This is a genomic window from Streptomyces coelicoflavus (assembly GCF_045041415.1).
In the GTDB taxonomy this organism is placed as follows: domain Bacteria; phylum Actinomycetota; class Actinomycetes; order Streptomycetales; family Streptomycetaceae; genus Streptomyces; species Streptomyces coelicoflavus.
Window position 1 is genome coordinate 2,215,272 of the sequence record NZ_CP108218.1, and the last position, 25,723, is coordinate 2,240,994.

The following is a 25,723-nucleotide window of genomic DNA, read 5'->3' on the forward strand; positions in this document are numbered from 1 at the left end:
GGGCCTCAGTTCAGGTCCAGGAAGTGTTCCAGGCCGAAGGTGAGGCCCGGGGTGGTGACCACCCGGCGGGCGCCCAGCAGGATGCCCGGCATGAAGCTGCTGTGGTGCAGGGAGTCGTGCCGGACGGTGAGGGTCTCGCCCTCGCCGCCCAGCAGGACCTCCTGGTGGGCGAGCAGTCCGCGCAGCCGGATCGCGTGCACCGGGACCCCGTCCACGTCCGCGCCGCGGGCGCCGTCCAGGGCGGTGGCAGTGGCGTCGGGCGCCGGTGCGGAGCCTGCCTTCTGCCGGGCCGCCGCGATCAGCTGGGCGGTGCGGGTGGCGGTGCCGCTGGGGGCGTCCACCTTGTTCGGGTGGTGCAGTTCGACGACCTCGACGGACTCGAAGTACGGGGCGGCGATCTGCGCGAACCTCATGGTCAGCACGGCGCCGATGGAGAAGTTCGGCGCGATGAGCACGCCGGTGCCCGGGGAGGCGTCGAGCCACGCGTTGAGCTGCGCGAGGCGCTCGTCGGTCCAGCCGGTGGTGCCGACGACGGCGTGGATGCCGTGGCGCAGGCAGTAGTCGAGGTTGTCCATCACCGAGGCGGGGGTGGTCAGCTCGACGGCGACCTGGGCGCCGGACTCGGCCAGCGCCTCCAGGCCGTCGCCCCGGCCGAGGGCGGCGACCAGCTCCATGTCCTCGGCGGCCTCGACCGCCCGGACCGCCTCGGAACCGATCCGGCCCTTGGCACCGAGGACGGCCACGCGCAGCTTGCTCATGTCACATGCTTCCTTCTCGAACTTTTCGCAACGGGACCGTCAGGCGACGGCGTCGTGCAGCCGGGCCGCCTGCTTGTCCTTGAGCGGGCCGATGACCGACAGGGACGGCCGGCGGCCCAGGACGTCGCGGGCGACGGCACGGACGTCGTCCGGCGTGACCGAGGCTATCCGGGCCAGCATGTCGTCGACCGACATCTGCTCGCCCCAGCACAGCTCGCTCTTGCCGATACGGTTCATCAGCGCGCCCGTGTCCTCGAGGCCGAGGACCGTGGAGCCCTGGAGCTGGCCGACGGCGCGGCCGATCTCGTCGTCCGTGAGGCCGTGCTCGGCGACGTGGTCCAGCTCGTCGCGGCAGATCTTGAGCACGTCGTGTACCTGGGAGGGTCGGCAGCCCGCGTACACGCCGAACAGGCCGCAGTCGGCGAACCCGGACGTGTACGAGTACACGCTGTAGGCCAGCCCGCGCTTCTCCCGGACCTCCTGGAACAGGCGCGAGGACATGCCGCCGCCGAGGGCGGTGTTGAGTACGCCCATCGCCCAGCGGCGCTCGTCGGTGCGGGCCAGGCCCGGCATGCCGAGGATGACGTGGGCCTGCTCGGTCTTGCGGCCGATCAGCTCGACGCGGCCGGCGGCACGGACGGTGCGCCGTCCCTCGCGCGGGGCGAGCGGTTCGGCCCCCGGGTTCCTGAGGGCGCCGGCCTTCTCGAAGGCGGCGCGGACCTGGCGTACGACCTTGTTGTGGTCGACGTTGCCGGCCGCGGCGACCACGAGGTGGGTGGGGTCGTAGTGCTTCTTGTAGAAGCGGCGGATGCGGTCGGCGGTGAGGGCGTTGACCGTGTCGACGGTGCCGAGGACGGGGCGGCCCAGCGCGTTGTCGCCGAACATGGTGTGGGCGAACAGGTCGTGCACGCAGTCGCCGGGGTCGTCCTCGGTCATCGCGATCTCCTCGAGGATCGCGCCGCGCTCGACGTCGACGTCCTCCTCCTGGATCAGCGAGCCGGTCAGCATGTCGCAGACGACGTCGATGGCGAGCGGCAGGTCGGTGTCGAGCACGCGCGCGTAGTAGCACGTGTACTCCTTCGCCGTGAACGCGTTCATCTCGCCGCCGACCGCGTCGATGGCGGCGGAGATGTCCAGGGCGCTGCGCTTGCGGGTGCCCTTGAAGAGCAGGTGCTCCAGGTAGTGGGTGGCGCCGTTCAGGGCCGGGGTCTCGTCGCGGGAGCCGACGTGCGCCCAGATGCCGAAGGTCGCCGAGCGGACCGAGGGGAGCGTCTCGGTGACGATGCGCAGGCCGCCGGGGAGGGTGGTCTTGCGGACCGTGCCGATGCCGTTCTCTCCCTTGATCAGGGTTTGGGTACGGGCGACGGCCCGCGCCTCCGAGGAGGTGCGGGCCGTCGCCTTGGCGCTACGGGACGTCACTTGTCGGCGTCGTCCTTCTTGTCGTCGCTGCCTTCCTCGCCCTCGATCACGGGGATCAGGGAGAGCTTGCCGCGGGAGTCGATCTCGGCGATCTCGACCTGGACCTTCTGGCCCACACCGAGGACGTCCTCGACGTTCTCCACGCGCTTGCCGCCGGCCAGCTTGCGGATCTGCGAGATGTGCAGCAGACCGTCCTTGCCGGGCAGCAGGGAGACGAACGCACCGAAGGTGGTCGTCTTGACGACCGTGCCCAGGTAGCGCTCGCCGACCTCGGGCATGGTCGGGTTGGCGATGCCGTTGATCGTGGCGCGGGCGGCCTCGGCCTGCGAACCCTGGGCGGCACCGATGTAGATGGTGCCGTCGTCCTCGATCGTGATGTCGGCGCCCGTGTCCTCCTGGATCTGGTTGATCATCTTGCCCTTGGGGCCGATGACCTCACCGATCTTGTCGACGGGGATCTTCACGGTGATGATCCGCGGCGCGTTCGGGGACATCTCGTCCGGCGTGTCGATCGCTTCCATCATCACGTCGAGGATGTGGAGGCGGGCGTCACGGGCCTGCTTGAGCGCGGCGGCCAGGACGGAGGCGGGGATGCCGTCCAGCTTGGTGTCGAGCTGGAGGGCGGTCACGAACTCCTTGGTGCCGGCGACCTTGAAGTCCATGTCGCCGAAGGCGTCCTCCGCACCGAGGATGTCGGTGAGGGCGACGTAGTGCGTCTCGCCGTTGCTCTCCTGGGAGATCAGGCCCATGGCGATGCCGGCGACGGGGGCCTTGAGCGGCACACCGGCGTTCAGCAGCGACATGGTGGAGGCGCAGACCGAGCCCATGGACGTCGAGCCGTTGGAGCCGAGGGCCTCGGACACCTGGCGGATCGCGTAGGGGAACTCCTCGCGCGTCGGCAGCACCGGCACGATGGCGCGCTCGGCGAGGGCGCCGTGGCCGATCTCGCGGCGCTTCGGGGAGCCGACGCGGCCGGTCTCGCCGACGGAGTAGGGCGGGAAGTTGTAGTTGTGCATGTAACGCTTGCGGGTCACCGGGGAGAGGGTGTCCAGCTGCTGCTCCATGCGGAGCATGTTCAGGGTGGTGACGCCCAGGATCTGGGTCTCACCGCGCTCGAACAGCGCCGAGCCGTGCACGCGCGGGATGGCCTCGACCTCGGCGGCCAGGGTGCGGATGTCGGTGACACCGCGGCCGTCGATGCGCTTCTTCTCCTTGATGACGCGCTCGCGGACCAGGGACTTGGTCAGCGCGCGGTACGCGGCGGAGATCTCCTTCTCGCGGCCCTCGAACTCCGGCAGGAGCTTCTCGGCGGCGATGCCCTTGACGCGGTCCAGCTCGGCCTCGCGGTCCTGCTTGCCGGCGATGGTGAGCGCCTGGGCCAGCTCGGGGCGGACGGCGCCGGTCAGCGCCTCCAGGACGTCGTCCTGGTAGTCGAGGAAGATCGGGAACTCGCCGGTCGGCTTGGCGGCCTTGGCGGCGAGGTCGGCCTGGGCGCGGCAGAGCACCTTGATGAAGGGCTTCGCGGCCTCGAGACCGGCGGCGACGACCTCCTCGGTGGGCGCCTCGGCGCCGCCCTCGACCAGCTTGACGGTCTTCTCGGTGGCCTCGGCCTCGACCATCATGATCGCGACGTCGCCGTCCTCCAGGGCGCGGCCCGCGACGACCATGTCGAAGACGGCGTCCTCGAGCTCGGTGTGCGTCGGGAAGGCCACCCACTGGCCGCGGATCAGCGCGACGCGGACGCCGCCGATCGGGCCGGAGAAGGGCAGGCCGGCCAGCTGCGTGGACGCGGAGGCGGCGTTGATCGCCACGACGTCGTACAGGTGGTCGGGGTTGAGGGCCATGATCGTCGCGACGACCTGGATCTCGTTGCGCAGGCCCTTCTTGAAGGACGGGCGCAGCGGGCGGTCGATCAGGCGGCAGGTGAGGATCGCGTCCTCGGAGGGCCGGCCCTCACGGCGGAAGAAGCTGCCGGGGATCTTGCCGGCGGCGTACATCCGCTCCTCGACGTCCACCGTGAGCGGGAAGAAGTCGAGCTGGTCCTTCGGGTTCTTCGAGGCGCTGGTGGCCGACAGCACCATGGTGTCGTCGTCCAGGTACGCCACGGCGGAACCGGCGGCCTGACGGGCCAGGCGGCCCGTCTCGAAGCGGATGGTGCGGGTGCCGAACGCGCCGTTGTCGATCACGGCTTCGGCGTAGTGGGTCTCGTTCTCCACTAGTGATTTCTCCGATACTTGTCGTCTTTTGTCCCGCCCCGCCCGTGTGGCGGAGGGAACGGTGCCGGAGAAGCGTTCCGTGCAATGCGGGCCGGTCTTCGATCGAAGCACCCGGGGATCTGCCCCCGGGGGCCACTACCGAGGACCGGCGGCGGCGTGAGGTCCGCTTCTCCTTGGTTCGTTCGTACTCGTTCGTACTCGTTCGTGCGCACTGACGCGTCGTGCTGGTGCGTCGCGCGTCCTGTGTTCTGTTACCACACTACAAAGAGGCGGCGACAGCGCGCACGTACAGCAAAGGGAGCGGCCCCCGAACGATGGGAACCGCTCCCTTCACGGCGTCCTAGCGGGCGCCCGCCGCACCGCGGCGGATGCCGAGGCGCTCGACCAGCGCACGGAAGCGCTGGATGTCCTTCTTGGCGAGGTACTGCAGCAGCCGGCGACGCTGGCCGACCAGGATGAGCAGACCACGACGGGAGTGGTGGTCGTGCTTGTGGGTCTTGAGGTGCTCGGTCAGGTCGGAGATCCGACGGGACAGCAGAGCGACCTGGACCTCGGGGGAGCCGGTGTCGCCCTCCTTGGTACCGAACTCGGTGATGATCTGCTTCTTCACTGCGGCGTCGAGCGACACGCGTACTCCTCTTGGTCTGTGACGGGCCACCGAGTGCCCCCGGTCTACGTCTCGGGGGATCTTCCACGACTCGGAAGGCGAGGGTCCGCCGGACGCGACCTCCGGGGCTCGGGGCTCCGGGGGCGCGTACACAAGCGGCCGTCACACAGGGTACCAGTCGGGAGACGCGCCACTTACCCGGCGCTTTCGATGCCCACCGCGACCTGGTCGGCTCCGCCGACCTCGCCCTCGTTGTACGGGCCCACGACGGTGCGCGCGCCGAAGAATACGCGCCCGTGCTCGTACACGATGTCGTTCTGCGCGGGGTCGTCGAGTGCGCTGACCTCCGCTCCCCCGGCGAACAGGAGCAGGAGGGTCTCCTCGCCGGAATCGGGGTCCAGGGCGACGATCGCGTCGGGGCGGCCCAGCCCCCGGCCCGGACGGTAGGCGATCAGCTGCTCCCCGCTCATCCTCAGTGGGTGCACCTCACCGCCGGCGGGCCCGTCGAACTTCCCGGCGGTCCGGCCGGTGGCCAGGTCGTAGGCGACGACGTGGTCCTCCTCCGACAGGTACAACCGTTCGCCGTCGACGACGATCGCGCCGCAACTCTCGACCACGGCGGTGAAGGTCCGGTCGCAGTCGAGGACCTGGTGGTCGCGGTTCAGGCGGATGGTGGCGCGGCGCTTGCCCCGCTCGTCGAGGGAGATCAGGTCGGTGACGACGACGTCGCCCGCAGCCACGGCGAGGACGGCCGGTGAGCTGGAGACCAGGTAGACGCCTTGGACACCCCGGGCGACCCGGTACGTCCACTCGGCGTCGCCCGTGCGCGGGTCGACCTTCTGGACGCGGTAGGCGGGATCGGCCGAGTCGCCACAGGAGAGGAGGGCGAGAAGGTCACGGCCACCGGCGAAGCCCTTGTCGGTGCACGCCGACGGATCGGTGTCCGCCCACAGCCTCTTTCCGCCGGTCAGCTCGTACGCCGCCGACCCCTGGCCCCAGGCGGTGACGACGGTGCCGTCCGTCATCGTCACGTTGACGGCCAGGGAGGAGCCCGCGCCGGCCAGCTTCGTGTCCCACATCTTCTTGCCGGTGTCGATGTCGAACACCGCGAGCCGGTCGCAGACGCGGGTGAGCGGGTCGGCGTCCGGCCCGCCGCCCGAGCCTTCGCCTTCCCCTTCGTCTTCACCGTCGCCGGCGTAGGCGATGGCGGTACGGCCGTCCACGCTGACGTGCCGGGTCACCGCGCAGAGCGGGCCGGGGAGGGTGAGGCGCCAGGCGATCTCCGACGCTTCGGAGCCGCCGAGCCGGAAGCCCTTGATCTCGTTGCCGAAGCTCTTGGCGAAGACCTTGTCCGTGGCCCAGGTGCCCATCGCCGAGACGTTCCGTCCGACGGTACGGAGGGTCTCCTCGTACGACACGGCCGCGGTGCCCTCCACGGACGGCGGCCGGGTCTCCACGGTCTCCCTGATGTCGTCCGGGGCCTGATGGGCGGCCACCGGACGTCCGTCGGGCGCGGAGTCCCCGTCGGCCCCTCCCGTACCGAATGCCCACAGCCCGGCCGCCAGGGCCACGAGCGTGACCGCCGCGACCGCACCGACGGCCGCCCTCCGGCGCCCGGAGCGCGGCGGTGGACCGGGACGGCTGTCCGGCGCGGGCGCGTTGTAGGGGGTGGGCGGGGGCCCGAAGCTCACAGTGGACGCCTTCCGTACAAGAGAGTCGATGTCTCGAGGAGTCGAGATGTCAAGAAGTCGACGGCATCATCACTCCCTGCCTGGTGAGACGTGCGCGAACCGCGAGGCATGAAGGTGGGCAGCAAGTAGGGTAGCCGCACAGTTCGTTGGCACAGCAGGGAGGACCGGAGCCACGATGGCCGATGCCGAGGACAAGGAACTCCGAGCACGCAAGGACCGGGAGCGGGACGAGCTCTACGCCCTCGACATCTCCGGCGTCGAATGGCACAGCGCGCCCGGCACCGAGGCCCATGAGGAGCGGGTCGAGATCGCCTACCTCCCGGAAGGCGCCGTCGCCATGCGGTCGTCCCTCGACCCGGACACCGTGCTGCGGTACACGGAGGCGGAGTGGCGGGCCTTCGTACTCGGCGCGCGGGACGGGGAGTTCGACCTGGAGCCGGCGCCCCAGGAGAGCGGGAACGGCGCCGAGTGACACTGTGGTCGGGCGGCAGGCCGATGCCGCCCGATCGTCGTACCGTCTCGCGGGGCGCCCCAGGGGGTGTCCGGCCGTTCTGGCCCCTTGCTCCTCGGCCCGCTCGTCCCTGACCCCGGGCCTGTCCCTCCGGTCCCCGCTGCGTGGCGCCGCGCGAGCCCCGTCCTCAGTCGCTCGTCATCGACCGTGCCGAGGCATAGACGTCGAAGACCGCGAGGGCCAGGGGAATCAAGGTCAGGAGAACGAAGACCTCGGCGATCTCCATGAAGCGCCCCCAGAAGGGCGTCACACCGCGCCGAGGAGTGATCAGACCGATCGCGGTGACCAGAGCCACGGCCACCCCCACCGCCGCGACCAGCCACACGCTGCGCATGTCGAGGGCCGCGGTGTCGCCCTTGAGAGCGTCGTGCCAGTACTCCGTCGGCGGGTTCATGGCCAGTCCCAGGCCGAGGGCGACCAGGCACATGAGGCCGGCGGCCAGCGTGGCGGCGACCTGAGTGGTGTAGCGGAACAACTGTGCCCGCATCGCCATCGCGATGCCCGTGGCGAGCGTCAGCAGTTGCGCCCACACGTTGCCCGTGAAGCCGAGGACGATCGACGCGCCCACGGAGACCAGCGAGCAGCCGCCGACCAGCCCCGCGAGAAGCTCGTGTCCGCGACGGGCCTGGGCCGCCACGCGTTCGGCGTCCACGGGCTCCGGCACACCGGCCTCGTCCGGCGCGTAGGAGCCGCGCGGTTGGTTGGGCGGTTCGTAGCCGAGGGGGAGCCTCGCGAAGCGCACGGACAGACCCGGCAGGAACGCCAGCGCGCACACCGAGAGAACCGCGCAGACCGCGGCTGTCTCCATCGGCTGCAGGTGCGTCAGCATCGCCACGAACGTCGCGAGCAGACCGATCGCGGAGGAGAAGACGAACGCGACGAAGGCGCTGTCGCCACTCGGTGACACCAGGGTGAGCACGACGGAGGCGACCAGGACCGCCGCGCACGCCAGGAGGAACTGGAGCCTCCCGATGCCATGCCCCTCGGCGAGCGGAACCAGTCCGGAACCCGCGACAGCCACGTTCGCGAGTCCACCCAGGCCGAGGGCCAGAGCGGAGCCCCGGTCCCGGTAGATGCGCGCTCGGACGCAGGAGAAGATGACGAGCAGGACTCCGGCAACGGCGGCGAGGATGCCCTGGAGACCGTGCATGTCATGGCGGACCTGGGAACTCCAGGCCACGAACGCCAGCAGCACCGGGAAGACTCCCGCCGCGGCCAGACACGCCGCGCGGGTGAGCGCACCGTCCCACAGCGTGCGGTCGTGGACGACGGCCGACGCGACCGCCTCCGACACGTCGTCGAACACGGCCGGGGGCAGCGAGTCGGCGAACGGACGCAGAGTGAGCAGCTCGCCGTCCAGGATGCGCTGCGCCGCGAAGGAGCGGGCGCTGTCGAGGACGGTGCCGTCACGGCGTACGAGGTGGTACCCGACGGGCGCGCCCTCGGCGGGGCTCTGCCGGGAGAACCGCAGGATCTCGGGGTAGAGGTCGGCGACCGGCACGTCGTCGGGCAGGGCCACGTCGATACGGCTGTCGGGGGCCACGATCGTGACTCGGCAGAAGCCGAGTCCCGAGCCCGCTGCGGCAGCGCTTCCGGCACCGGTGCGTGTTCCGCCCGTCGCGCCGGTCGGCGCGGAGGCCGTCATGCTCACCCGTTGTCCCCCTCATAGGTGATGTCGGCAAGGTGCGGCGCCGACGCCCCGCCTCTTGGCAACGATCCTGCTCGGTTGTTCCGTCGCCCCCTTCACCGCTGCGGGGCTCGGGGGCCGCTCGTACGCGGCGTTGCTCTCCCTGTGGGATTCCCTTCTCCCCGGGCAGGTTCGCAACTGCTCACGCGTCGCACAGGCACCCTACCGCCCACTGTTGTCCGTGTGTGTCAGTAGGATCGCTCTTCGCGATCGACGTGCACCGGTAGACGGACGGTGGACGGAACAGTTCGGGCCGGCAAGGGAATTGGTGCGGAGTGAGCCACATCGTCGTCAAGCGTCCGCCTCGGGCGCTGCCGAAGAACGTGCCCACGGAGGAGGTCCACCTGCAGTCGCCGCCGGAGCTGCCGCGCGGACAGCAGGAGGGCGCGTGGATGCAACTCCTGCCCATGCTCGGCATGGGGGGATCCGTGGTGTTCTTCTTCAACCCCTCGGCCCAGCCCATCATGAAGATCATGGGCATGGTGATGATCGCGTCCACGATCGCCATGGGCATCGCGATGCTGGTGCGTTACCGTCGCGGCAACCAGGGCCAGATGGCCGACACGCGCAGGGACTATCTCCGCTATCTGTCGCAGACCAGACGCACCGCCCACGAGACGGCGAAGGCCCAGCGTGACGCGCAGTACTACCTGCATCCTTCGCCGGACCAGCTGTGGGCGCTGGTCGCCGAGGGCAGCCGGCTCTGGGAGCGGCGCACGGGCGACGAGGACTTCGCCCAGGTGCGCGTGGGTCTCGGCCCGCAGGCCCTGGCCACTCCCCTGGTACCCCCGGAGACCGCTCCGGTGGACGAGCTGGAACCGCTGACCGCCGGTGCCATGCACCGCTTCCTCGCCACACACAGCACCCTCGAGCACCTCCCGATGGCGGTCTCTCTGCGGGCGTTCTACCACCTGACGATCAGCGGCGAGCCGGTCACCGTGCGCGGCACGGCGCGGGCCGTCACTGCTTCACTCGCCGCGCTGCACTCCCCCGAGGACCTGGTGATCGCGGTCGCCACGGGGCAGGAGGCGGCGGTGGAATGGGAGTGGGCCAAGTGGCTCCCGCACGCTCAGGCGGGGGGCGAGGCGGACGGCGCGGGCTCCCGGCGTCTGATGACGGCCGATCCGACCGCGCTGGAAGAGCTGCTCGGCGCGCGTCTCGAAGGCCGCCCCCGGTTCCATCCGCAGGGCCGACCGGTGCCCGACCAGCCTCACCTGGTCATCGTCCTCGACGGGGTCTCCCTGCCACCGACGTCGCTGCTGGCGAGCCCCGAGGGCCTGCAGGGGGTGACGGTCCTCGAGCTGGTCCCCGGCACCCTCACCACCGGACGCGGAGACCTCTCGGTCGTCGTACAGCCGGACGAACTCCGCCTGGAGGCCGTCCACGGAGCGGTCTACGAGGGCACCCCCGACGTGCTGTCCCAGGAGAGCGCGGAGGCCGTGGCGAGGCAGCTCGCGCCGTTGCGCGCGGGCACGGGCGGTGACGACGACGAGCCGTTGCTCGCCAACCTGGAGTTCACCGACCTCCTCAACCTCGGCGACGCCGCATCCGTCGATCCACGTCGGACCTGGCGGCCCCGCTCCCAGTCCGAACGGCTCAGGGTACCGATCGGCGTCGGCGAGGACGGCCGGCCCGTGATGCTCGACCTCAAGGAAGCGGCGCAGGAGGGCATGGGTCCGCACGGCCTGTGCGTGGGCGCGACCGGTTCCGGCAAGTCGGAGCTGCTGCGCACCCTGGTCCTCGGCCTGGCGGTGACCCACTCCTCCGAGACCCTCAACTTCGTACTCGCCGACTTCAAGGGCGGCGCGACCTTCGCCGGCATGGCGCAACTGCCGCACGTGGCAGCCGTGATCACCAACCTCGCCGACGACCTGACCCTGGTCGACCGGATGGGCGACTCCATCCGCGGCGAGCTCAACCGCCGCCAGGAGATGCTCCGGGACGCGGGCAACTACGCCAACATCCACGACTACGAGAAGGCCCGCGCGGCCGGCGCCGCGCTGCAGCCCATCCCCTCCCTCGTCCTCGTCATCGACGAGTTCAGCGAGCTGCTCACGGCGAAGCCGGACTTCATCGAGATGTTCGTCCAGATCGGCCGTATCGGCCGGTCCTTGGGTGTCCACCTGCTGCTCGCTTCGCAGCGCCTGGAGGAAGGCCGCCTGCGCGGCCTGGAGACCTACCTGTCGTACCGCATCGGTCTGCGCACCTTCTCCGCGGCGGAGTCCCGGTCCGCTCTCGGTGTCCCGGACGCCTACGAACTGCCGAACGTCCCCGGTTCCGGCTTCCTGAAGTTCGGTACGGACGAAATGGTGCGCTTCAAGGCCGCGTACGTCTCGGGCGTGTACCGCACGACTGCTCAGCAGGCGGCGGCACCCGGCGGTCCTCGACCGGTCGACCGGCGTCCCGTCCTGTTCACCGCCGCCGAGGTCCCGGTGCGGTACCTGGCGGTGCCGCCGCAGCGCGAGGAGACTCCGGACGAGACGGGCGACGCCCTCGCCGACACCGTGCTCGACGTCGTCGTCCGGCGCCTGGAGGCGCAGGGTCCGGCGGCCCACCAGGTGTGGCTGCCGCCGCTGGACAGCCCGCCCTCGCTCGACACGCTCCTGCCCGGTCTCGCCCAGGTGGCGGGGCGCGGGCTGACCCAGCCCGGGTACGAGGGCGCGGGGCAGCTCGTCGTGCCCGCCGGCATCGTCGACAAGCCGTACGAGCAGCGCCGGGACCCGCTCTGGTTGAACTTCGGCGGTGCGGCCGGTCACATGCAGATCCTGGGCGGCCCGCAGTCCGGCAAGTCGACGCTGCTGCGCGCGATCGTCGCGTCCTTCGCGCTCACGCACACTCCGCACGAAGTGCAGTTCTACGGACTGGACTTCGGTGGTGGCGGTCTGTCGGCGGTGGCCGGTCTGCCCCACGTCGGAGGCGTGGCCTCACGTCTCGACCCCGAGAAGGTACGACGTACGACGGCCGAGGTCTACGGCGTGCTGACCCGCCGCGAGGAGTACTTCCGCACGGCCGGCATCTCCTCGATCGCGGAGTTCCGCGCCCGCCGCGCGCGAGGGGACATCTCGGTGACCGACCAGCCGTGGGGCGACGTCTTCCTCGTCATCGACGGCTGGGGGAACTTCCGCACGGACTACGACGGCCTGGAGCCGCTGGTCCTGGACATCGCGGCACGCGGCCTCGGCTATGGCGTCCACGTGATCCTCACCGCGTCCCGCTCCATGGAGGTCCGCAGCAACCTCAAGGACCACCTGATGAACCGCCTCGAACTGCGGCTCGGGGACACCATGGACTCGGAGTTCGACCGCAAGGTCGCGGCGAACGTGCCGACGGGCGTACCCGGTCGCGGCCAGACGCCGCAGAAGCAGCACTTCATGGCGGCGGTCCCGCGCATCGACGGGCTCTCCTCCGACACGGACCTCGCCGAGGCCACACAGGCACTCGGAACCGAGGTCACGCGGCACTGGCAGCAGCCGGGCGCGCCCGCGGTACGGCTGCTGCCGCGCGAGTTCCCGGCGCACCAGCTCCCCCCGGGGGACCGGTTCCCGCGACGTGGGGTGTCCTTCGCACTCGACGAGGACAACCTGGAACCGGTGTTCGTCGACTTCGAGCAGGACCCGTTCTTCCTCATCTTCGGCGAGAGCGAGTCCGGCAAGTCGAACCTGCTGAAGCTCCTCATCCGGCGGCTCTCCGAGCGCTACGACGGCGACTCCTGCAAGCTGTTCGTCATCGACAACCGCCGTACGCTGCTGGGCGTCACCCCGCCGTCGCACCTGGCCGAGTACGTGCCCATGTCGAACCAGATGCAACATCACATGGACGCGCTGGCCGAGCTGATGCAGCGCCGCACGCCGACCGCCGACGTCACGCCGGAGCAGTTGCGCGACCGCAGTTGGTGGCAGGGGCCGACGGTGTACATCATCATCGACGACTTCGACCTGGTCGCCACGTCCAGCGGCAACCCGCTGGCCCACCTCACCGAGCTCCTGCCCTTCGCCCGCGACGTCGGCGTGCGCTTCATCATCGCCCGCTCGACCGCGGGCGCGGGCCGCGCCGGCTACGAGGCCTTCACGCAGCGCCTCAAGGAACTCGGCGCCCAGGGCGTCGTCCTCGGCGGCGACCCGGCCGAGGGCGACCTGCTGGGCGGGGTGCGGCCGCGTCCGATGCCGGCGGGCCGGGGCGTGTTCGTGTCGCGGCGGCGGGGGAAGCCGTTGGTTCAGGTGGGATTGATGGAGGGCGACGGCGAGCGGTGAGCCGGCTGCGGTCGGCTCGGGGAACCGCCTCAGGTTGAACTGCCCCGAACGCGACAGAGGGTGGGCGTCTCCCGCGCACGCCCACCCTCGTTGCCGCGGCGGCTCGGACCGCTACGGCTACGGTCTTACCGCTTCACCGCCACACTTACGTCTACTGCAGGTACTTGGACGCCGCCAGGTCGCCCTCCATGTACGTACCACCGGAGGTGCCGACGACATGTCCGATGCCCATGAGGGCCTCGTGAATGGCGGTGGTCTCCGTGCGCCAGGCCGTCAGCTTGACGTTGAAGGCGCCGTGGGCCTTGCCCTCCCAGTACTGCTGGCAGTCCTGCACCAGCTTGGTGAGATGCTGAATGTCCTCGTCGAGGAGCTTCGCCTCGTTGGCGAGGTTCGTCGCCGCGAAGTCGAGTCCGTCGTACGTTACCGCCAGACCGTCGGCGTTACGCCCCATCTCTGCCTACCTCGTTTCGTTCCGGAGATGCTCCGGCTGTAGCTGATGTCTGCATCCCGATTGGTGCCCAAACAGTGCTTCGGCGCCCTAGTGGCCGTTCCTCTCAGAACGAGCTGAGGGGCGACGACCGAAGCGAGGCAGCACCTTCGTAGACGTCGATCTTGTTCACGGCGGCAAGGACTTCGTCTTCCTTGCTGTCCTTGATCTTGCGCGTCGCGGTGATCCCGTCCACGACGTCCGCGAGGATGCGGCCCATGTTCTGCAGCGACATGTTGATCTCGAGCTGCTTCTTGTCGAACGCGGCACGGCCGACGCCCTGCCACTGACCACCAGTCTCGAGAGTGTCGATCACGCCCTGCAGATTGTGCACCCGCTTGCGGATGTTCTCGAACTTCTCGTAGATGTCCTTCTGCAGCTTGTCTACTGCTAGGTCTTCGAGCTTCTGGTCGGCCACGATCCGCCCCTGCCTTCCCTGTTCCTTCTTCGTTACGACACCGACGACGCCGGTGTCAGTTCGCGCGCCTCGCCCGCAGTACGGCGAAGGCACCGCCTCCGATCACGACCACGGCGGCGGCGGCGAGCGCGATCCACAGCGTGCTGCTGTCGCTCGACGCGTCTGCCGCCACGTCCTTCGCATCAGCCGATCCTGCAGCCGCCTGCTTGTCCTTGGGAGCCCCTTCCGCACCTTGTGACGTGGCTGTTGTCCCCGCGGACGGCTTGGCGGAGGCGGACGCCGGCGGAATCTCCGTGACCAGCTTCTCCCCCTCCTGCGTGTTCTCCTTCCGGAGCGGGTCGGAGTACGGCTCGCCGGGGTCGTAGTCCGGGTTCGCCAGCACCGACCGAGGCCGGATGGTTCCGTAGCCGGCGGTCGAGGTCGGCTTGTCCTTGGGCCACTTGCGACCGGCCGTGTCGATCAGGGAGCGGGTGACCTGGTTCGCCGTCCAGTCCGGGTGCGCGGACCAGATGAGGGCGGCTGCGGCGGAGGTGATGGCGGTGCTGAAACTGGTACCGTTGAGGTTGTGGCAGTACGCGTGGAAGTTCCCATTGCAATAGGCGGGCAGGCCTTCACCCGGCGCCACCAAGTCGACCTGGCCACCCGACTGACCGAAGTCCGAGATGCGACTGTTCTCGTCGATCGACGACACACCAATAACGTATTCGTACGCCGCTGGATATTCGATGTAGCCACTGTCCTGGCCACTGTTGCCGACGCTCGCGATCAGAATTTTTCCCTTGGATGCGGCATACCTTACCGCTGCTGCTTCTCCTGCCCCGTAGAACTCGTTTCCGACGGACATGCTGATGATGCGCACGTCGGTGTCCGCAGCGGCCCTGATCGCTTCCTGCAAAGTGGGTGCCAATTCATCATCCTTGGCGCTGGGCGAGTCTCCCAATGCCGCTTTGTACGGCACAATTTGCGCATCAGGCGCCAGGCCTTGGAGTCGCCCGTCCGCGCCGCTACCAGCGATCAACTCTGCCATGGTCGTCCCATGGCCAACATCATCGTCCGTGGCACCGTACGCAACTTGCTTCGGCACTTCGCCGGCGAGGACCCGGCCTCTGAGGGAAGGCGTGTCGGGGTTCACGCCAGTGTCGATCACGGCGACCTTGATACCCTCCCCCGTGCTGGTCTTCCACATCTTCTCGGCCTGCATCGGCCCCAGGTACCACTGCTCCGACTGCACGTCGGCCGCAGTGGCACCAGGAGCAAAGCTCACGCCGACGACGATCAGGGCGCTCGCGACAGAGCCCGCTACGCGCACTCGCAGCCCTCGGCGTGTTGCTGACTTCATGATGGGGTGAGTCCTCGCTCGCGCTCAGTTGACAACCGGCGGCACATCGCGCCGCGGATTCGTAGGCAGGTGTGTCTCTTCGTCCTCGACCAGGTAGTCGGGGCGCTCCGTGCCTTCCTCCCTGCGTTCGTCACGACCGCGCCCACGTCCGCCGGGACCGCGTACGAGCCCCGCACCACCACGGGTCATGCCGTTCCGTTCGGCGCGGGCGGCAGACCTCGACCCCGCAGGCACACCGGTGATACCGGGCTTCGCCGCGGAGCGGCCCTTGCCCGACTGAGACTCGGCGTCGGCCCCGACGACCGTGCCGCGGGGGAGCTTCGGACCACTTCGTCCCGCTACGCCTATAGTGCTCGCTGGCCGACCGCCAACCACACCACCGGTCCGGCCGGCTCCAGTGACCGGGCCACCCGCCGGTCTCGGCGTCATCGTGGGATTGGGACGTGGTGTACCGCCGCTCACCCCGTGCCCCATGGGGGAGGGCTTGGCTCCTGACGTGATCCCCTTAGCTCCCGGCTGCTGCCCAGCAGGCGTCGGACGTCCCACCTGATAGGGACCCTGGTTGCCAGGACGTCCCGGACCCGGGCCCCCACCCGCACTGGGAGGAGTCACACGCCCCTGAGCGGAAAACGGTGCCTTGGTACGGCCGGTTCCACCATCGGTCCGGCCGGGGCCGCCACGGGGCAGCGGAGTGCCGAAACCCGGACCGAACGGCCCAGTAGGTCCACCACCGTCGCTCTGGGGCAGCGTGGTCGGCAACGTGTGACCGGAAACGGGAGACGTGGGAAGCGTCGGCGTGCCGACACTGTCGATGTTCGTCCCGACAGGAACATCAGTGTAAACATTCTGCCGTGTGATGCCCGTAGTTGAAATGACTGAACCGTCCGCTGCATGCGGCTGAGTCCGGCCCTCCATGACCGACGTCGAATGACCGTCTGAGAAGTTCCCGCTCTCGCTTCCCTGGATGCGACGCGGCGGAGGATCGGTCGGCACGCCGACGCGGCGCGCGACTCGAGGCTTCGGAACTCCCACATCCGGCATAGCCTTGAACGTCGGCGGTTCCAGCCCCGCCAGCATCTCCTCCGACACGGCGTAGTAGGACGACAACCGGTTCATCTGGTTGATCGCCTCTTGGCGGTTTTTCTCGACACGGACCGCTGCTGCGTACTCGCTGTTGCCATCGACCTGCATAGGCGTCGGAATCTGCTCGGGGCGCAGCGCCTTGCTCGTCGGCCTCGTATCACGTTCCGGCATGGCCGTGCGCACATTCGCCAAGCCCACAGCAGCAGCGGTGATCTGGTCTCCTGCCCCGCCGGCAAAGGTACTCAGGGCGTGCGTGCTGGTGACGAGAGAGCGCCCCCACTTGCGAAACGCTTCGCCCGCCTCGCCCACCCAATGGACGTTACCGATGTGACCGTCCAGCTCCTTGGCGGCCTCCTTGATGGCGTCTCGTGCATCCCACAGTGCTTTGCCAGAGCTCTCCAGATCTTCCGGATTCGTCTGTTCCACGAGCTCGAGCATCTCGTTGAGGTCGTGGTTCTCGAAGTTTGTTCGGCCCTTCATGGCCGAGCCCAGCGGCGTCGATTCGACAGCCGACTTCAGCATGCCGCCGAAAAGCCTGAACGAGGGGCGCTCTTCCAGGCCTCGGGTCAGATCCGCAGCGGCGTTCTGCTGAGAGACTCGGTCGTAGTCCGCCTCATGATGCTTGTCGGACATCGCTTAGAGACTCCCGCTGGTAGCCGCCTGATTGCTGTGCAGAGCTTCGCCCTTGGCGCCCTCGATCTTTCTGATCTCCGTCTGGATCTGCGCGAAGCGGCGGCGCTGTTCCTCTTCGAGGTTGTCGAAGCCCACGTGCGCGCCCCTGACGGCGATGCCGATGGCCTCGATCTGAAGGTGCAGCGTCCTGGAGAGGCTGGTGAGCTCTTCGTGGACCCGGTTGTACTGCAGATACAACGCGTGGGCCTCAGGGAAGGCGGCCGTGCTGCCGCTGTTGAGTGAAGAGGGCTTGATCCTCTGTGCGCCGATGTGCGTCGGGTCGCCCGCCGACCCTTCGAGATTGCGAAGCGCGCTGTCCACCCGCTTCACGAACGTCGACAGTGCCTCGCCAGTGACCTCCAGGTTGGCCGCCCTGCCGGCGGACACCCCTCCCACCATTTCAGCCGGAAGCATGCTGCTACCTCCCCCGCTCCCCCGTACACCCATCGGCCGAGCCAGACGGAACGGCTCGCGCCCACAACTGATCGTAACCTCAAGGCTTCGTCACTGTAGTCGCCGGGTAGTCCGAACCCAACCGCCATTCGTGCCGGCCTTGTTGCAATGAAGTAATGGTTGCAAGTTCTACTATTCAGGCGTCGAACCCCGCCGTTTCCCGCCGGCCCGACTGTCGAGCAGCAGCCCGCCACGAGTTCATCGGACACGCTTCCCCGTCGGGGAACGTACCTCCGACCCAACTGCACGAGCAGAGCGCCTGCGCCAAGCCTGGCCATTGCGTCACGGAAGTGCCATGAGTACGCGTACTCACTTCCGGAGCCGACCGCACCTACAAGGTGCGATGCCACCAGGCTCCCCACTACCTCAGCCACCGGACAGTCGCAGCCCTGGAGGGGAAGGTACGACCGAGTAGCCGGGGAAGGGTGGGGACAACTCAAGTCCTCCGCCGCCGAGGGACAGTCGGCGCACGTGGAGCTCAGTCAGCGTCCGGCGGAGCCTGGACGTGGCGGGGCCGTGGCTCCTCGGGCCTCGTCGTCCACAACCACGAGCTGGGGAAGCTCGGCAACATGGCGTACAACCTGCGTGAGCGGCTCGGGGGACGGTGACCGGGACGTCTCAGCAATCACCTGCTCTGCTCGATACGGCGAACGTGTACTTCGGCAGCTTCACCACCGCCGCGTCACCGGAGAGTCCGGGCGCCACGGTCTCGATGTACCCGTCGTGCGTACGCTTGACGTCCATGCAGAAGACCGCGTCGGCCCCGTCGGCTGAGATGCGGTACTCGCCCTGGTCGGACACCGCCGGGCCGAGCGATGTGGCGGCCACGCCCAGTTGCGGCGCGTCCCCGCCACCATGCTCGATGACTTCCTGCTCGATCTTCCTGGCGTAGTCACCGTCGAAGTCGGCCGGGGCCTCGCCCTCCAGGGAGTCTCCGTAGTCGAAACTGCCGTCCAGGGCTTGAGTCGCGCCCTCGACCGCGCTCGTCAGTTCGTCGTCGCTCCACTCCGCGTCGTCCTGCACGGCCAGCCCCTGGAAACCGACGACGACACAGACGACGGCCATGACGATCAGGACGGCTCGCCCGACCACGAAGGCCGCGTCCGGGAGATCAGGAGCGGAGGGGTTCAGCGACTCGCGCCAGGAACGTACGCGGTCCGCCTTGATGCAGGCCATGAGGACCAGCAAGGCAGCGAGCACGAACAGGAAGATCGTCAGCCCTGTCAGTTCCGACACGTGAGGCCTGCCCTTCTCCAACATTGTCGCCGGGCTCGGGGTTGCGTCATGGTCAGGAGTCCCCTCCGAGAGCCATCGGCGAAGGCTCGCACGTCCGCCGCTGACCCCGGGACCTACGCCCCCTCGCCCAGCCGTTGCTAGGTTATGGCGCAGTCCGGTCACCGCACGGCGCCCTCCGATCCGCGGGGCGTCGACGGTCCTGCACACGGGGAAGGTAGCCGTCCATGGCATGGGACGAGTGGGAGCAGCTCAAGGCCGACGCGTTGGACCGGCAGCAGGGCGGCTCCGCGCACATGCAGTTGAACCAGCTGGACGGCGGTGGTCCCGTCAGACCACCGAGCCAGTACGGGGACCTGAAGGTGCAGAACGACGCCCTCACCAAGGTCGGCAAGGACGCTCACACCCTGTACAACCAGTTGTGGGACAAGGCACGGGTCCACATCGTCAGCAGCGACGGCGCCGCCGGCGACCTGTCGAAGCAGGGCTTCGCCCTGGGCTCAGGACTCAAGCACGTGTCGACGCGGTGGGACGAGCAGCTGAAGTCCCTGATGGACGCGTGCGCCCAGATCTCCAACCACATGCAGGTCACCAAGAAGACCCATGACGGTGACGAGGGCTACATCCTGAGGCAGATGAGCAGCATCGCGACGCTGGACGCAGGTTTCGACGAGCGGGTCGGGCCGCCTGGGAAGCACAACGAGATCTACGGCGAGCAGAGCAAGGAGAAGAAGAAGGACTGACGCGCCACGCCCACTGCTGTGCGGCGTGGGCGATCCCGGTTCTCCCTCGTCTCCAACTCATGAGGAACGAATAGCTCGATGGAACTCGAAGCGCTGCGCGATGCCAACTTCAAGCTGATCGACGATGCTTTGACGGACTGGTCGACGCTCGTCGGCAGTCTCGCGGAGATGAAGAAGGACGCCGAGGACAACCTGCACCAGGGCGCCAACAAAGCCGACTGGGCCGGCGTCAACGCCAAGGTGTCCAAAGAGTTCATCGGGAAGACGGCCGGCGAGTTCACGGACGCCCACACCCAGGCAAAATCCATCTACAAGATCCTCAACGACACGGTCGGGGAGCTGAAGGACTACCATCAGCAGCTCCTCGATGCCCTTGAGGGGGGCCGTAAGAAGAACCTCACGGTCATCGGCTACGAGGGCGGATTCACTGTCACCACGAATGCGCCGCCCGAAGCGCGCAGCAAGATGGATCAGGACAACAAGGGCGACATCACCACGCTGCGGGACCAGATCCAGGGCATCCTCAACAAGGCCACCGAGAGCGACGAGTCGGCCAAAACCGTCCTCCAAGCCATCGCCGATCAGAGCACGCTGGGCTTCTCCGACGCCAGCTACAAGGACCGGGACTCCGCTGCCGAAGCCGTCAAACGGGCCGAGGAGTTGGCGGCGCTGGCGAAGAAGGATCCCGACGACCTCAGTGTCAAGGACTTCGACAGACTCACCGCGGGACTCAAGAAGTACGCCGGCGACGAGCTGTTCGCCGAGCGGTTCGCCACGACGCTGGGTCCCAAGGGGACGTTGGAGTTCTGGACCGGGGTCACCGACCCGCAGCGGGGGAACTGGGACTTGGGACGTGAGCGTCTTGATCAGTTCGACGACTTGCAGCGCAGCCTTGGCATGACGTTGGCCACCGCCTCCCAGAGCGATTCGACCGCGATGGGTACTTGGAAGCACACGATGATCGACATCGGTGACAAGCCTTTGTACGGCGACCGGGGTGGGCCGATGGGCTTTCAGGTCATGAGCAATCTGATGCGGACCGGTGACTACGACGACGGGTTCCTCCGGGACTACGGCACCAAGCTCATGGAGACCGAACGGAAGCTCACCGGCAACGGAGAGCACCCCAACCTCATGTGGCGCCGCACGGGTATGGACCCGTCTCTGAACCGAATCGGGGACGACAGCGGCTCGGACCCGCTGACGGGTTACTTGAAAGGGCTGTCCAACAGCCCGGACGCCGCCACCGACTTCTTCAACCAGCAGTTCCTGTCGAAGGACGACCCCGACAACCCGTTCGAGCACGACACCGACGGCGACGGGAAGATGGGTAAAGTCCCGCTGTCTAACTTCCAGTACCTGTTCGAAGAGCGGGACTGGCCAGAGGAGACGAACCTCAAGGGCGACGACCTGCACACTGGGCAGAACAATCTGGCACTAGCGCTGGAAGCTGCCACTACCGGACATCCAGCGGGCGAGCTTCCTTCAGCAGACACATCGCCCCATAATGCGCAACAGGCGAAACTCATGGAGAGTTTGGTCTCATCCATCGCAGACGATCCGGAGCGCCTGACGGGTCACGGCTACATGTCTGACAGCATCGGTCAGATTACATCTGAATATCTCCCTGACCTGAACCGCGCCATGACCGACGAGGAACGGGGTTCAAAAGACTGGAAAGACGTCGAGAAGCTGTACCCCGTTGCCGGAGAAGAAGCCAAACTTGCACACACAGACGTTACCAAGCTTCTATTCTCGGTCGGACAAAACGCAGAGGGGTACGCCGCAATCGAGGTTGGCCAGAAGGATTACATGGGGCGCCTCATGGACTACCACTTGAACCCCGATCTACCAGAAGATCGACGCAGTTCTGAAAACTATCAAAATATTGTGGAAAAGATCGCGGGACGATCCGGCGAAGTGTCCGGGACTCTCGGACTCGGAGCGCAGGAATACATCGGGAAGGAAGCGTCAGACAAGGACAAAGAATTCGAGCATTCGATCGCGCAGCGAAAGAATATGATCTCAGGTGTGGTAGGCACAGTGGTCGGAGTGGGCACTTCTTTCGTCGCAACGCCCTGGGTCGGCGCCGTAGCTGGAGGCGGTGCAGGAACCGTGACGAGCATCGTCCTCGAGGAACTTTTCCAGGATGCCGAGGGAAAGGCGAAAGCCGAAGCTCAAGTCACTGGGGGACAGTATTGGCAGCAAGGCTTGGTAAGAGGGATGGATATCGCACAATTGGCAGCGCGAGAATCTGCGGAGGGGCACCATACTCTGGAACCGAGTGACGCGGCGTCGTATGCCGGGGAGGCCAGCCGTCAGGGCTACATCAACGCTCGGGCCATTCTCGAGGGGCAGGCACCTGGAAGCATCACGGGGTACTCATGATTAAAAGCCGAGGAAGCGATGCGGGGAACCACCGCCTGGCAGCCGCGAAGAATAGTGCGTTTACTGCTCTGTCTCTTGTCGCTGCGATCACCGCTTTGGGTATGACTTCAGCGTGCGGCGGCAGCGAAAGAGGTCGCGACTACTCAGTACCCAGCAACTTGTGCGGGACGCCGGTCAGTTCTGATGAAATCAGCCCCTTCCTCCCAGCGGGAGAGAGCATCACAGTACAAAAGGAAGACCACCTCGGGACTGAAATCTGCAAAGTGGTCGTTGATAAAAAGCTCGCCCTTATCGCCACGCAAGCATGGGTGGCAAAAGAGAAGACCACGGCCTACTTTGCGTCAGGGCAGACGCTCAAAAAGGTCAGCCTTTCATCCGACTCGGGGCGATACCGATATTCCGGGAACGAAGGATTCGGGAAGGTGGAAGACTGTGTGAACGAAAGGCGTGATCAGGAACTGTACACTGCACTGCAGTTCCAGACATCAGAGAATAACGACCCTGATGCCATGAAGCGCCTGATCACTGCCTACACCGCAGCAGTCAAGGATTCCGGTCAGTGCACGATCAGTACGTCGTAACGCTTCGAGCGGTGCCCAAACGGGTGATGCGCTTCACTACCGATAGGGCGCACCTAGTTCTCCACATCCTCTGATGAGGCGAAACTGGAGTGCACTCAGCCGAATTGAGGGATTCTGAAGAGTTTCTACAGTCGCCACTGAGTTTCCTCAGCGAGCGCCGATGCGGCCCCGTCCTCGGTCTCCCACGGCGCCGTCAGTCGTGGCTCCCCCGCCCGCTGCCCCGCTGCCTCCGTGAGTCCCGTACCGCCACCGCTGTGCCGCCCAGGCCGGCGGCCAGGACCAAGGCGCCGACGGCTACGTAGGTGCCCAGGCGGGTGTTGCGTTCCTCCGCGGTTTCGCCGAGGTGGAGAGGGGGGACGTCGGGGGCTTTGGCGTGGACGTCTGGTTGTTCGACTGCGGGGGACTCCACCGGGTGGGCGGGGTCCACGGCGGTCAGGGCCCTGACCGGGTCGATCACGCCCCAGCCGACGAGACGGTCGTGGCCGGGGATGGAGCGTTCGGCCGTCTGCTCGATCTGGGCGACGATCTGCTCGGCCGTCCACTTGGGGTGGGCCGACTTCAGCAGGGCCGCCACCCCGGCCACGTAGGGCGCGGAGAAACTGGTGCCGTTGTCCGAGCAGTGGCCTCCGCCGGGGACGGTGGAGATCATGTCGACGCCGGGGGCCGCCACGCCGACGAACTCGCCGGCCTGGGAGAAGGGTGCGCGTTCGTTGTTGCGGTCGGAGGAGGCGACGGCGAGTACGCCTTCGTACGAGGCCGGGTAGGTCGTCTTGTCCTTGCCGCCGAGGCCGTCGTTGCCCGCCGAGGCGACGACCACGACCTCCTTGCCCAGGGCGTAGTCGACGGCCGACTCCAGGGTCGAGTCGGGTTTGATCGCCTTGGCCGTGTCCTGGGAGATGTTGATGACGTCGGCGCCGGCGTCCACGGCGTAACGGATCGACGTGGCGAGGGTGCCGGCCGTACCGTTGCCTTCCGCGTCGTTCTGCTTGATGGGGATGATCGTGGACTCCGGGGCCAGGCCGACGAATCCGGTGTCCTTGGCGGGGCGGGCCGCGATGATACCGGCCACGCGTGTGCCGTGGCCGACGGTGTCGGTGGTCCCGTGGGCGTTGCCCCGGTCGATCTTCTCGCCCTTGTCGTTCTTCTCGGGCAGGTAGTTCTTGCCCTTCGACGCGTCGACGGCGTCGGTGAGTTGGGGGTTCTTCACGTCCACGCCCGTGTCGATCACCGCGACCTGGACGCCCTTGCCCTTCGACTGCGCCCACAACTCGTCCAGGTTGACGCGCTGGAGGGACCAGGGCCTGCCCTCGTAGTTCTTGGAGGGGAAGGTGCACTCGGCCGCACGCGCCGCGGGGGCGGCCGGGAGGAGCGTGAGTACGGTCGGTGCGGCCAGCACGGTGGCGGTGAGCATGGCCGTCGTCATGCTCCGTGTACGGGGGCGGGTGCGGGGGCTGGTCCGCTGCTTCTGCATGGTTTCCGTCTTCCGGGGAGCCACTTCGTCACGAGCCCTGCGGCTGGCGTGCGGCCGCCTCGGACAGGCGTGGGCCGGTGGGCAGGAACGTGGACCACTGGGCCGGGACGGGCGACGGTTCCACGTTCTCGTAGCCGAGCCGCGTCTGGGCGATCCGGGACTCGCTCAGCTGCTTCTCGCGCTTCTTCTCGGAGGTGCCGATCCCCTTGTCGTCACCGGCGCTGTCGCTGTTGGACTGCAGGGCGTAGCGCAGTCCGGTGTCGGTGACGAGGAAGACCCCGCCCGCCTTCGTCTCGCTGCCCTGGAACTGGCGGTACAGCTGGCCGGAGCCCGGGGTCACGTACGCGCTGGAGGAGCCGGTGGGCAGTTGGGCCGGGAAGTCGGTGCTCGCCCAGGTGGACAGGGTCGTCGTGCCGCTCTTGGCGTTCACCGCGCGCAGGACGTTGCAGACGGTGTTGCGCCCGGAGTTCGCGGAGGTGCCGTCGTTGACGGTCTTCGGGCGGTACGACGGCCAGTTTTGTTGACCCTCGAACTCGACGCTGTCGACGACCGCGCCCGGGCTGACCTGCTGGGCCTCGCCTGCCTGCCCGACATCGACGAGGGCGCCGCTGTTGAGGAGCAGGGTGGCCGTGAACTCCGAGACGCGGGCCACGGCGCCGCTCTGCACGACGTAGTACTGCATGCGTCGGCCGTCGTACGCCTTGATGACCATGCCGACCTTGTTGTACTCCCCGAGCGTGTCGGAGGCTCCCGCGTCCGCGCCGGGCGTGCCCTTGATCTCCGGGATCTCGATCGGGTCGCCCTTGTGGAGGGTGTCCAGCCACTCCTGGGAGACGCGCTGCGGAGCCCGGCCCTGGGTGTCCAGGGCCTTGAGGAGTTCCTTGTCGGCAGGGTCGGCCAGAGGATAGGCGGAGCCGCGGGAGTCGACCACGTAGGGCGACGTGCCGTCCGGTCCGACGACGTACATCAAGTCGCCCCCGGCGAGTTTGTTCTTGCCCTCCGTCCTGGGCCATTCCTTCTCGGCGAATACGAACGCCGCCTTCTGGATGGCCCGGCCGCCGGGGCCGGGGCGTTCGCAGACCGCCCAGCGCTTGGCCTTCTCGGCCTCGTCGGGGCCGGGCAGGCGGTCGGGGGCGTAGGGGATGCCGATCGTGGCGCCGTGCGGGGGCTCGCCGCTGTCGAGGACGCCCTCGTCGACCGTGATGACGGCGTCCTTGTCGGGGTCGAGGAGGAGCTTGGCGGAGGCCATGTTGAGGACCGGGTGCAACTGCTTCTTGCCGTCGGTCTTCAGGACGACGTACCGCGTCGTGGAGTCGCTGGCCACGATCACGTGCCCTCCGACGTCGTCCCAGCCCTTCGGTGCGGTCGGGCTGAACAGTCCGACCGCACCGAACACGGCGAGGACGACGACGCCGACGACCGCGCCGGGCACGATCGCCCGCAGCGGCCGGGGGGCGCCTTCCTCCGAACCGGAGGGTGAGGGCTGCAGAAAGGATGCGAGTGTGCGGCGCTTCGCGAAGGTGTAGGCGTTCAGTTCATCGCGCCGTGATGCCATGTGTGTTCGTCGTCTCCCCGTACGCGGGCTTGGCGGAGCGGGGGCGCAGTGGACGCCACTGAATTCCCTCTCCCGCTCCGGTTGCCTCCGGAACCTCGGCTGTCGGACCCGGCACCTACTATGCCTGTTGCCGAACGGTGCGGGAGCCACGGGTAGGCTTC

General features: G+C 67.9%; 19 protein-coding genes. 5 read left to right on the forward strand and 14 right to left on the reverse strand.

Annotated elements, in window-relative coordinates; all coding sequences use genetic code 11:
- Nucleotides 1–5: 5 nt before the first annotated feature.
- The 5 genes from dapB to OHA99_RS09630 form a co-directional block, all read right to left on the reverse strand.
- On the reverse strand, nt 6–758 hold the full coding sequence (dapB, locus tag OHA99_RS09610; RefSeq protein ID WP_153177666.1) for a 4-hydroxy-tetrahydrodipicolinate reductase: 753 nt from the start codon (nt 756–758) through the stop codon (nt 6–8).
- Between the two features lie 39 nt (nt 759–797).
- The gene (locus OHA99_RS09615) at nt 798–2,177 is read right to left on the reverse strand and encodes a pitrilysin family protein (protein ID WP_164383011.1); all 1,380 of its coding nucleotides are present in this window, start codon (nt 2,175–2,177) and stop codon (nt 798–800) included.
- The gene (locus tag OHA99_RS09620) at nt 2,174–4,393 is read right to left on the reverse strand and encodes a polyribonucleotide nucleotidyltransferase (RefSeq protein ID WP_153177667.1); all 2,220 of its coding nucleotides are present in this window, start codon (nt 4,391–4,393) and stop codon (nt 2,174–2,176) included. The genes OHA99_RS09615 and OHA99_RS09620 overlap by 4 nt, the downstream gene beginning before the upstream one ends.
- Before the next feature lie 340 nt (nt 4,394–4,733).
- The gene (gene rpsO / locus OHA99_RS09625; RefSeq protein WP_003973291.1) at nt 4,734–5,021 is read right to left on the reverse strand and encodes a 30S ribosomal protein S15; all 288 of its coding nucleotides are present in this window, start codon (nt 5,019–5,021) and stop codon (nt 4,734–4,736) included.
- A gap of 173 nt (nt 5,022–5,194) precedes the next feature.
- Complete coding sequence (locus OHA99_RS09630) at nt 5,195–6,691, reverse strand: PQQ-binding-like beta-propeller repeat protein (protein WP_366473860.1); 1,497 nt, start codon at nt 6,689–6,691, stop codon at nt 5,195–5,197.
- Between the two features lie 175 nt (nt 6,692–6,866).
- Here OHA99_RS09630 and OHA99_RS09635 point away from each other — a divergent pair, with 175 nt between their 5' ends.
- On the forward strand, nt 6,867–7,163 hold the full coding sequence (locus OHA99_RS09635; RefSeq protein ID WP_153177669.1) for a DUF397 domain-containing protein: 297 nt from the start codon (nt 6,867–6,869) through the stop codon (nt 7,161–7,163).
- 166 nt (nt 7,164–7,329) lie between these two features.
- Here the strand turns inward: OHA99_RS09635 and eccD are convergent, their stop codons facing one another.
- Complete coding sequence (gene eccD / locus OHA99_RS09640) at nt 7,330–8,847, reverse strand: type VII secretion integral membrane protein EccD (protein WP_153181722.1); 1,518 nt, start codon at nt 8,845–8,847, stop codon at nt 7,330–7,332.
- Between the two features lie 317 nt (nt 8,848–9,164).
- On the opposite strand from eccD, the gene eccCa reads away from it, so the two are divergent.
- Entirely contained in the window at nt 9,165–13,139 is a 3,975-nt protein-coding gene (eccCa, locus tag OHA99_RS09645; RefSeq protein ID WP_405695342.1) for a type VII secretion protein EccCa, read from the forward strand.
- A 151-nt stretch (nt 13,140–13,290) separates the two neighbouring features.
- On the opposite strand, the gene OHA99_RS09650 is transcribed toward eccCa, so the two are convergent.
- The 6 genes from OHA99_RS09650 to OHA99_RS09675 form a co-directional block, all read right to left on the reverse strand.
- The gene (locus tag OHA99_RS09650) at nt 13,291–13,590 is read right to left on the reverse strand and encodes a WXG100 family type VII secretion target (protein WP_153177671.1); all 300 of its coding nucleotides are present in this window, start codon (nt 13,588–13,590) and stop codon (nt 13,291–13,293) included.
- Between the two features lie 103 nt (nt 13,591–13,693).
- Nucleotides 13,694–14,047, reverse strand: coding sequence for a WXG100 family type VII secretion target (locus OHA99_RS09655; protein WP_086014255.1), 354 nt, complete (start codon nt 14,045–14,047; stop codon nt 13,694–13,696).
- A gap of 52 nt (nt 14,048–14,099) precedes the next feature.
- Entirely contained in the window at nt 14,100–15,353 is a 1,254-nt protein-coding gene (locus tag OHA99_RS09660; protein ID WP_381501940.1) for a S8 family serine peptidase, read from the reverse strand.
- Between the two features lie 54 nt (nt 15,354–15,407).
- Nucleotides 15,408–17,099 (reverse strand): WXG100 family type VII secretion target, encoded by a 1,692-nt coding sequence (locus tag OHA99_RS09665; RefSeq protein WP_405695344.1) that lies wholly within the window; start codon nt 17,097–17,099, stop codon nt 15,408–15,410.
- 3 nt (nt 17,100–17,102) lie between these two features.
- Complete coding sequence (locus tag OHA99_RS09670) at nt 17,103–17,552, reverse strand: hypothetical protein (protein ID WP_405695346.1); 450 nt, start codon at nt 17,550–17,552, stop codon at nt 17,103–17,105.
- 657 nt (nt 17,553–18,209) lie between these two features.
- On the reverse strand, nt 18,210–18,827 hold the full coding sequence (locus OHA99_RS09675; RefSeq protein ID WP_153177675.1) for a hypothetical protein: 618 nt from the start codon (nt 18,825–18,827) through the stop codon (nt 18,210–18,212).
- A gap of 224 nt (nt 18,828–19,051) precedes the next feature.
- Here OHA99_RS09675 and OHA99_RS09680 point away from each other — a divergent pair, with 224 nt between their 5' ends.
- The 3 genes from OHA99_RS09680 (at nt 19,052) to OHA99_RS09690 (ending at nt 22,536) form a co-directional block, all read left to right on the forward strand.
- Nucleotides 19,052–19,567, forward strand: a complete 516-nt coding sequence (locus OHA99_RS09680; RefSeq protein WP_381501928.1) for a hypothetical protein — start codon at nt 19,052–19,054, stop codon at nt 19,565–19,567.
- Nucleotides 19,568–19,645: 78 nt separating this feature from the next.
- Nucleotides 19,646–21,955, forward strand: a complete 2,310-nt coding sequence (locus OHA99_RS09685; RefSeq protein WP_405695350.1) for a hypothetical protein — start codon at nt 19,646–19,648, stop codon at nt 21,953–21,955.
- Nucleotides 21,952–22,536: a hypothetical protein gene (locus OHA99_RS09690; RefSeq protein WP_405695352.1), complete on the forward strand. Its 585-nt coding sequence runs from the start codon at nt 21,952–21,954 to the stop codon at nt 22,534–22,536. The genes OHA99_RS09685 and OHA99_RS09690 overlap by 4 nt, the downstream gene beginning before the upstream one ends.
- A gap of 193 nt (nt 22,537–22,729) precedes the next feature.
- On the opposite strand, the gene mycP is transcribed toward OHA99_RS09690, so the two are convergent.
- Complete coding sequence (gene mycP / locus OHA99_RS09695) at nt 22,730–23,947, reverse strand: type VII secretion-associated serine protease mycosin (protein ID WP_366473866.1); 1,218 nt, start codon at nt 23,945–23,947, stop codon at nt 22,730–22,732.
- An 88-nt stretch (nt 23,948–24,035) separates the two neighbouring features.
- Complete coding sequence (gene eccB / locus OHA99_RS09700; protein ID WP_153177679.1) at nt 24,036–25,562, reverse strand: type VII secretion protein EccB; 1,527 nt, start codon at nt 25,560–25,562, stop codon at nt 24,036–24,038.
- Between the last annotated feature and the right edge of the window lie 161 nt (nt 25,563–25,723).

Bases quoted from the DNA above. Each gene is read 5' to 3' on its own strand.
- eccB (WP_153177679.1), bottom strand. From the start codon at position 25,562: ATGGCATCACGGCGCGATGAACTGAACGCCTACACCTTCGCGAAGCGC.
- dapB (WP_153177666.1), bottom strand. From the start codon at position 758: ATGAGCAAGCTGCGCGTGGCCGTCCTCGGTGCCAAGGGCCGGATCGGT.
- OHA99_RS09650 (WP_153177671.1), bottom strand. From the start codon at position 13,590: ATGGGGCGTAACGCCGACGGTCTGGCGGTAACGTACGACGGACTCGAC.
- OHA99_RS09665 (WP_405695344.1), bottom strand. From the start codon at position 17,099: ATGTCCGACAAGCATCATGAGGCGGACTACGACCGAGTCTCTCAGCAG.
- OHA99_RS09680 (WP_381501928.1), top strand. From the start codon at position 19,052: ATGGCATGGGACGAGTGGGAGCAGCTCAAGGCCGACGCGTTGGACCGG.
- OHA99_RS09685 (WP_405695350.1), top strand. From the start codon at position 19,646: ATGGAACTCGAAGCGCTGCGCGATGCCAACTTCAAGCTGATCGACGAT.
- eccD (WP_153181722.1), bottom strand. From the start codon at position 8,847: ATGACGGCCTCCGCGCCGACCGGCGCGACGGGCGGAACACGCACCGGT.
- mycP (WP_366473866.1), bottom strand. From the start codon at position 23,947: ATGCTCACCGCCACCGTGCTGGCCGCACCGACCGTACTCACGCTCCTC.
- OHA99_RS09670 (WP_405695346.1), bottom strand. From the start codon at position 17,552: ATGCTTCCGGCTGAAATGGTGGGAGGGGTGTCCGCCGGCAGGGCGGCC.
- OHA99_RS09690 (WP_405695352.1), top strand. From the start codon at position 21,952: ATGATTAAAAGCCGAGGAAGCGATGCGGGGAACCACCGCCTGGCAGCC.
- OHA99_RS09635 (WP_153177669.1), top strand. From the start codon at position 6,867: ATGGCCGATGCCGAGGACAAGGAACTCCGAGCACGCAAGGACCGGGAG.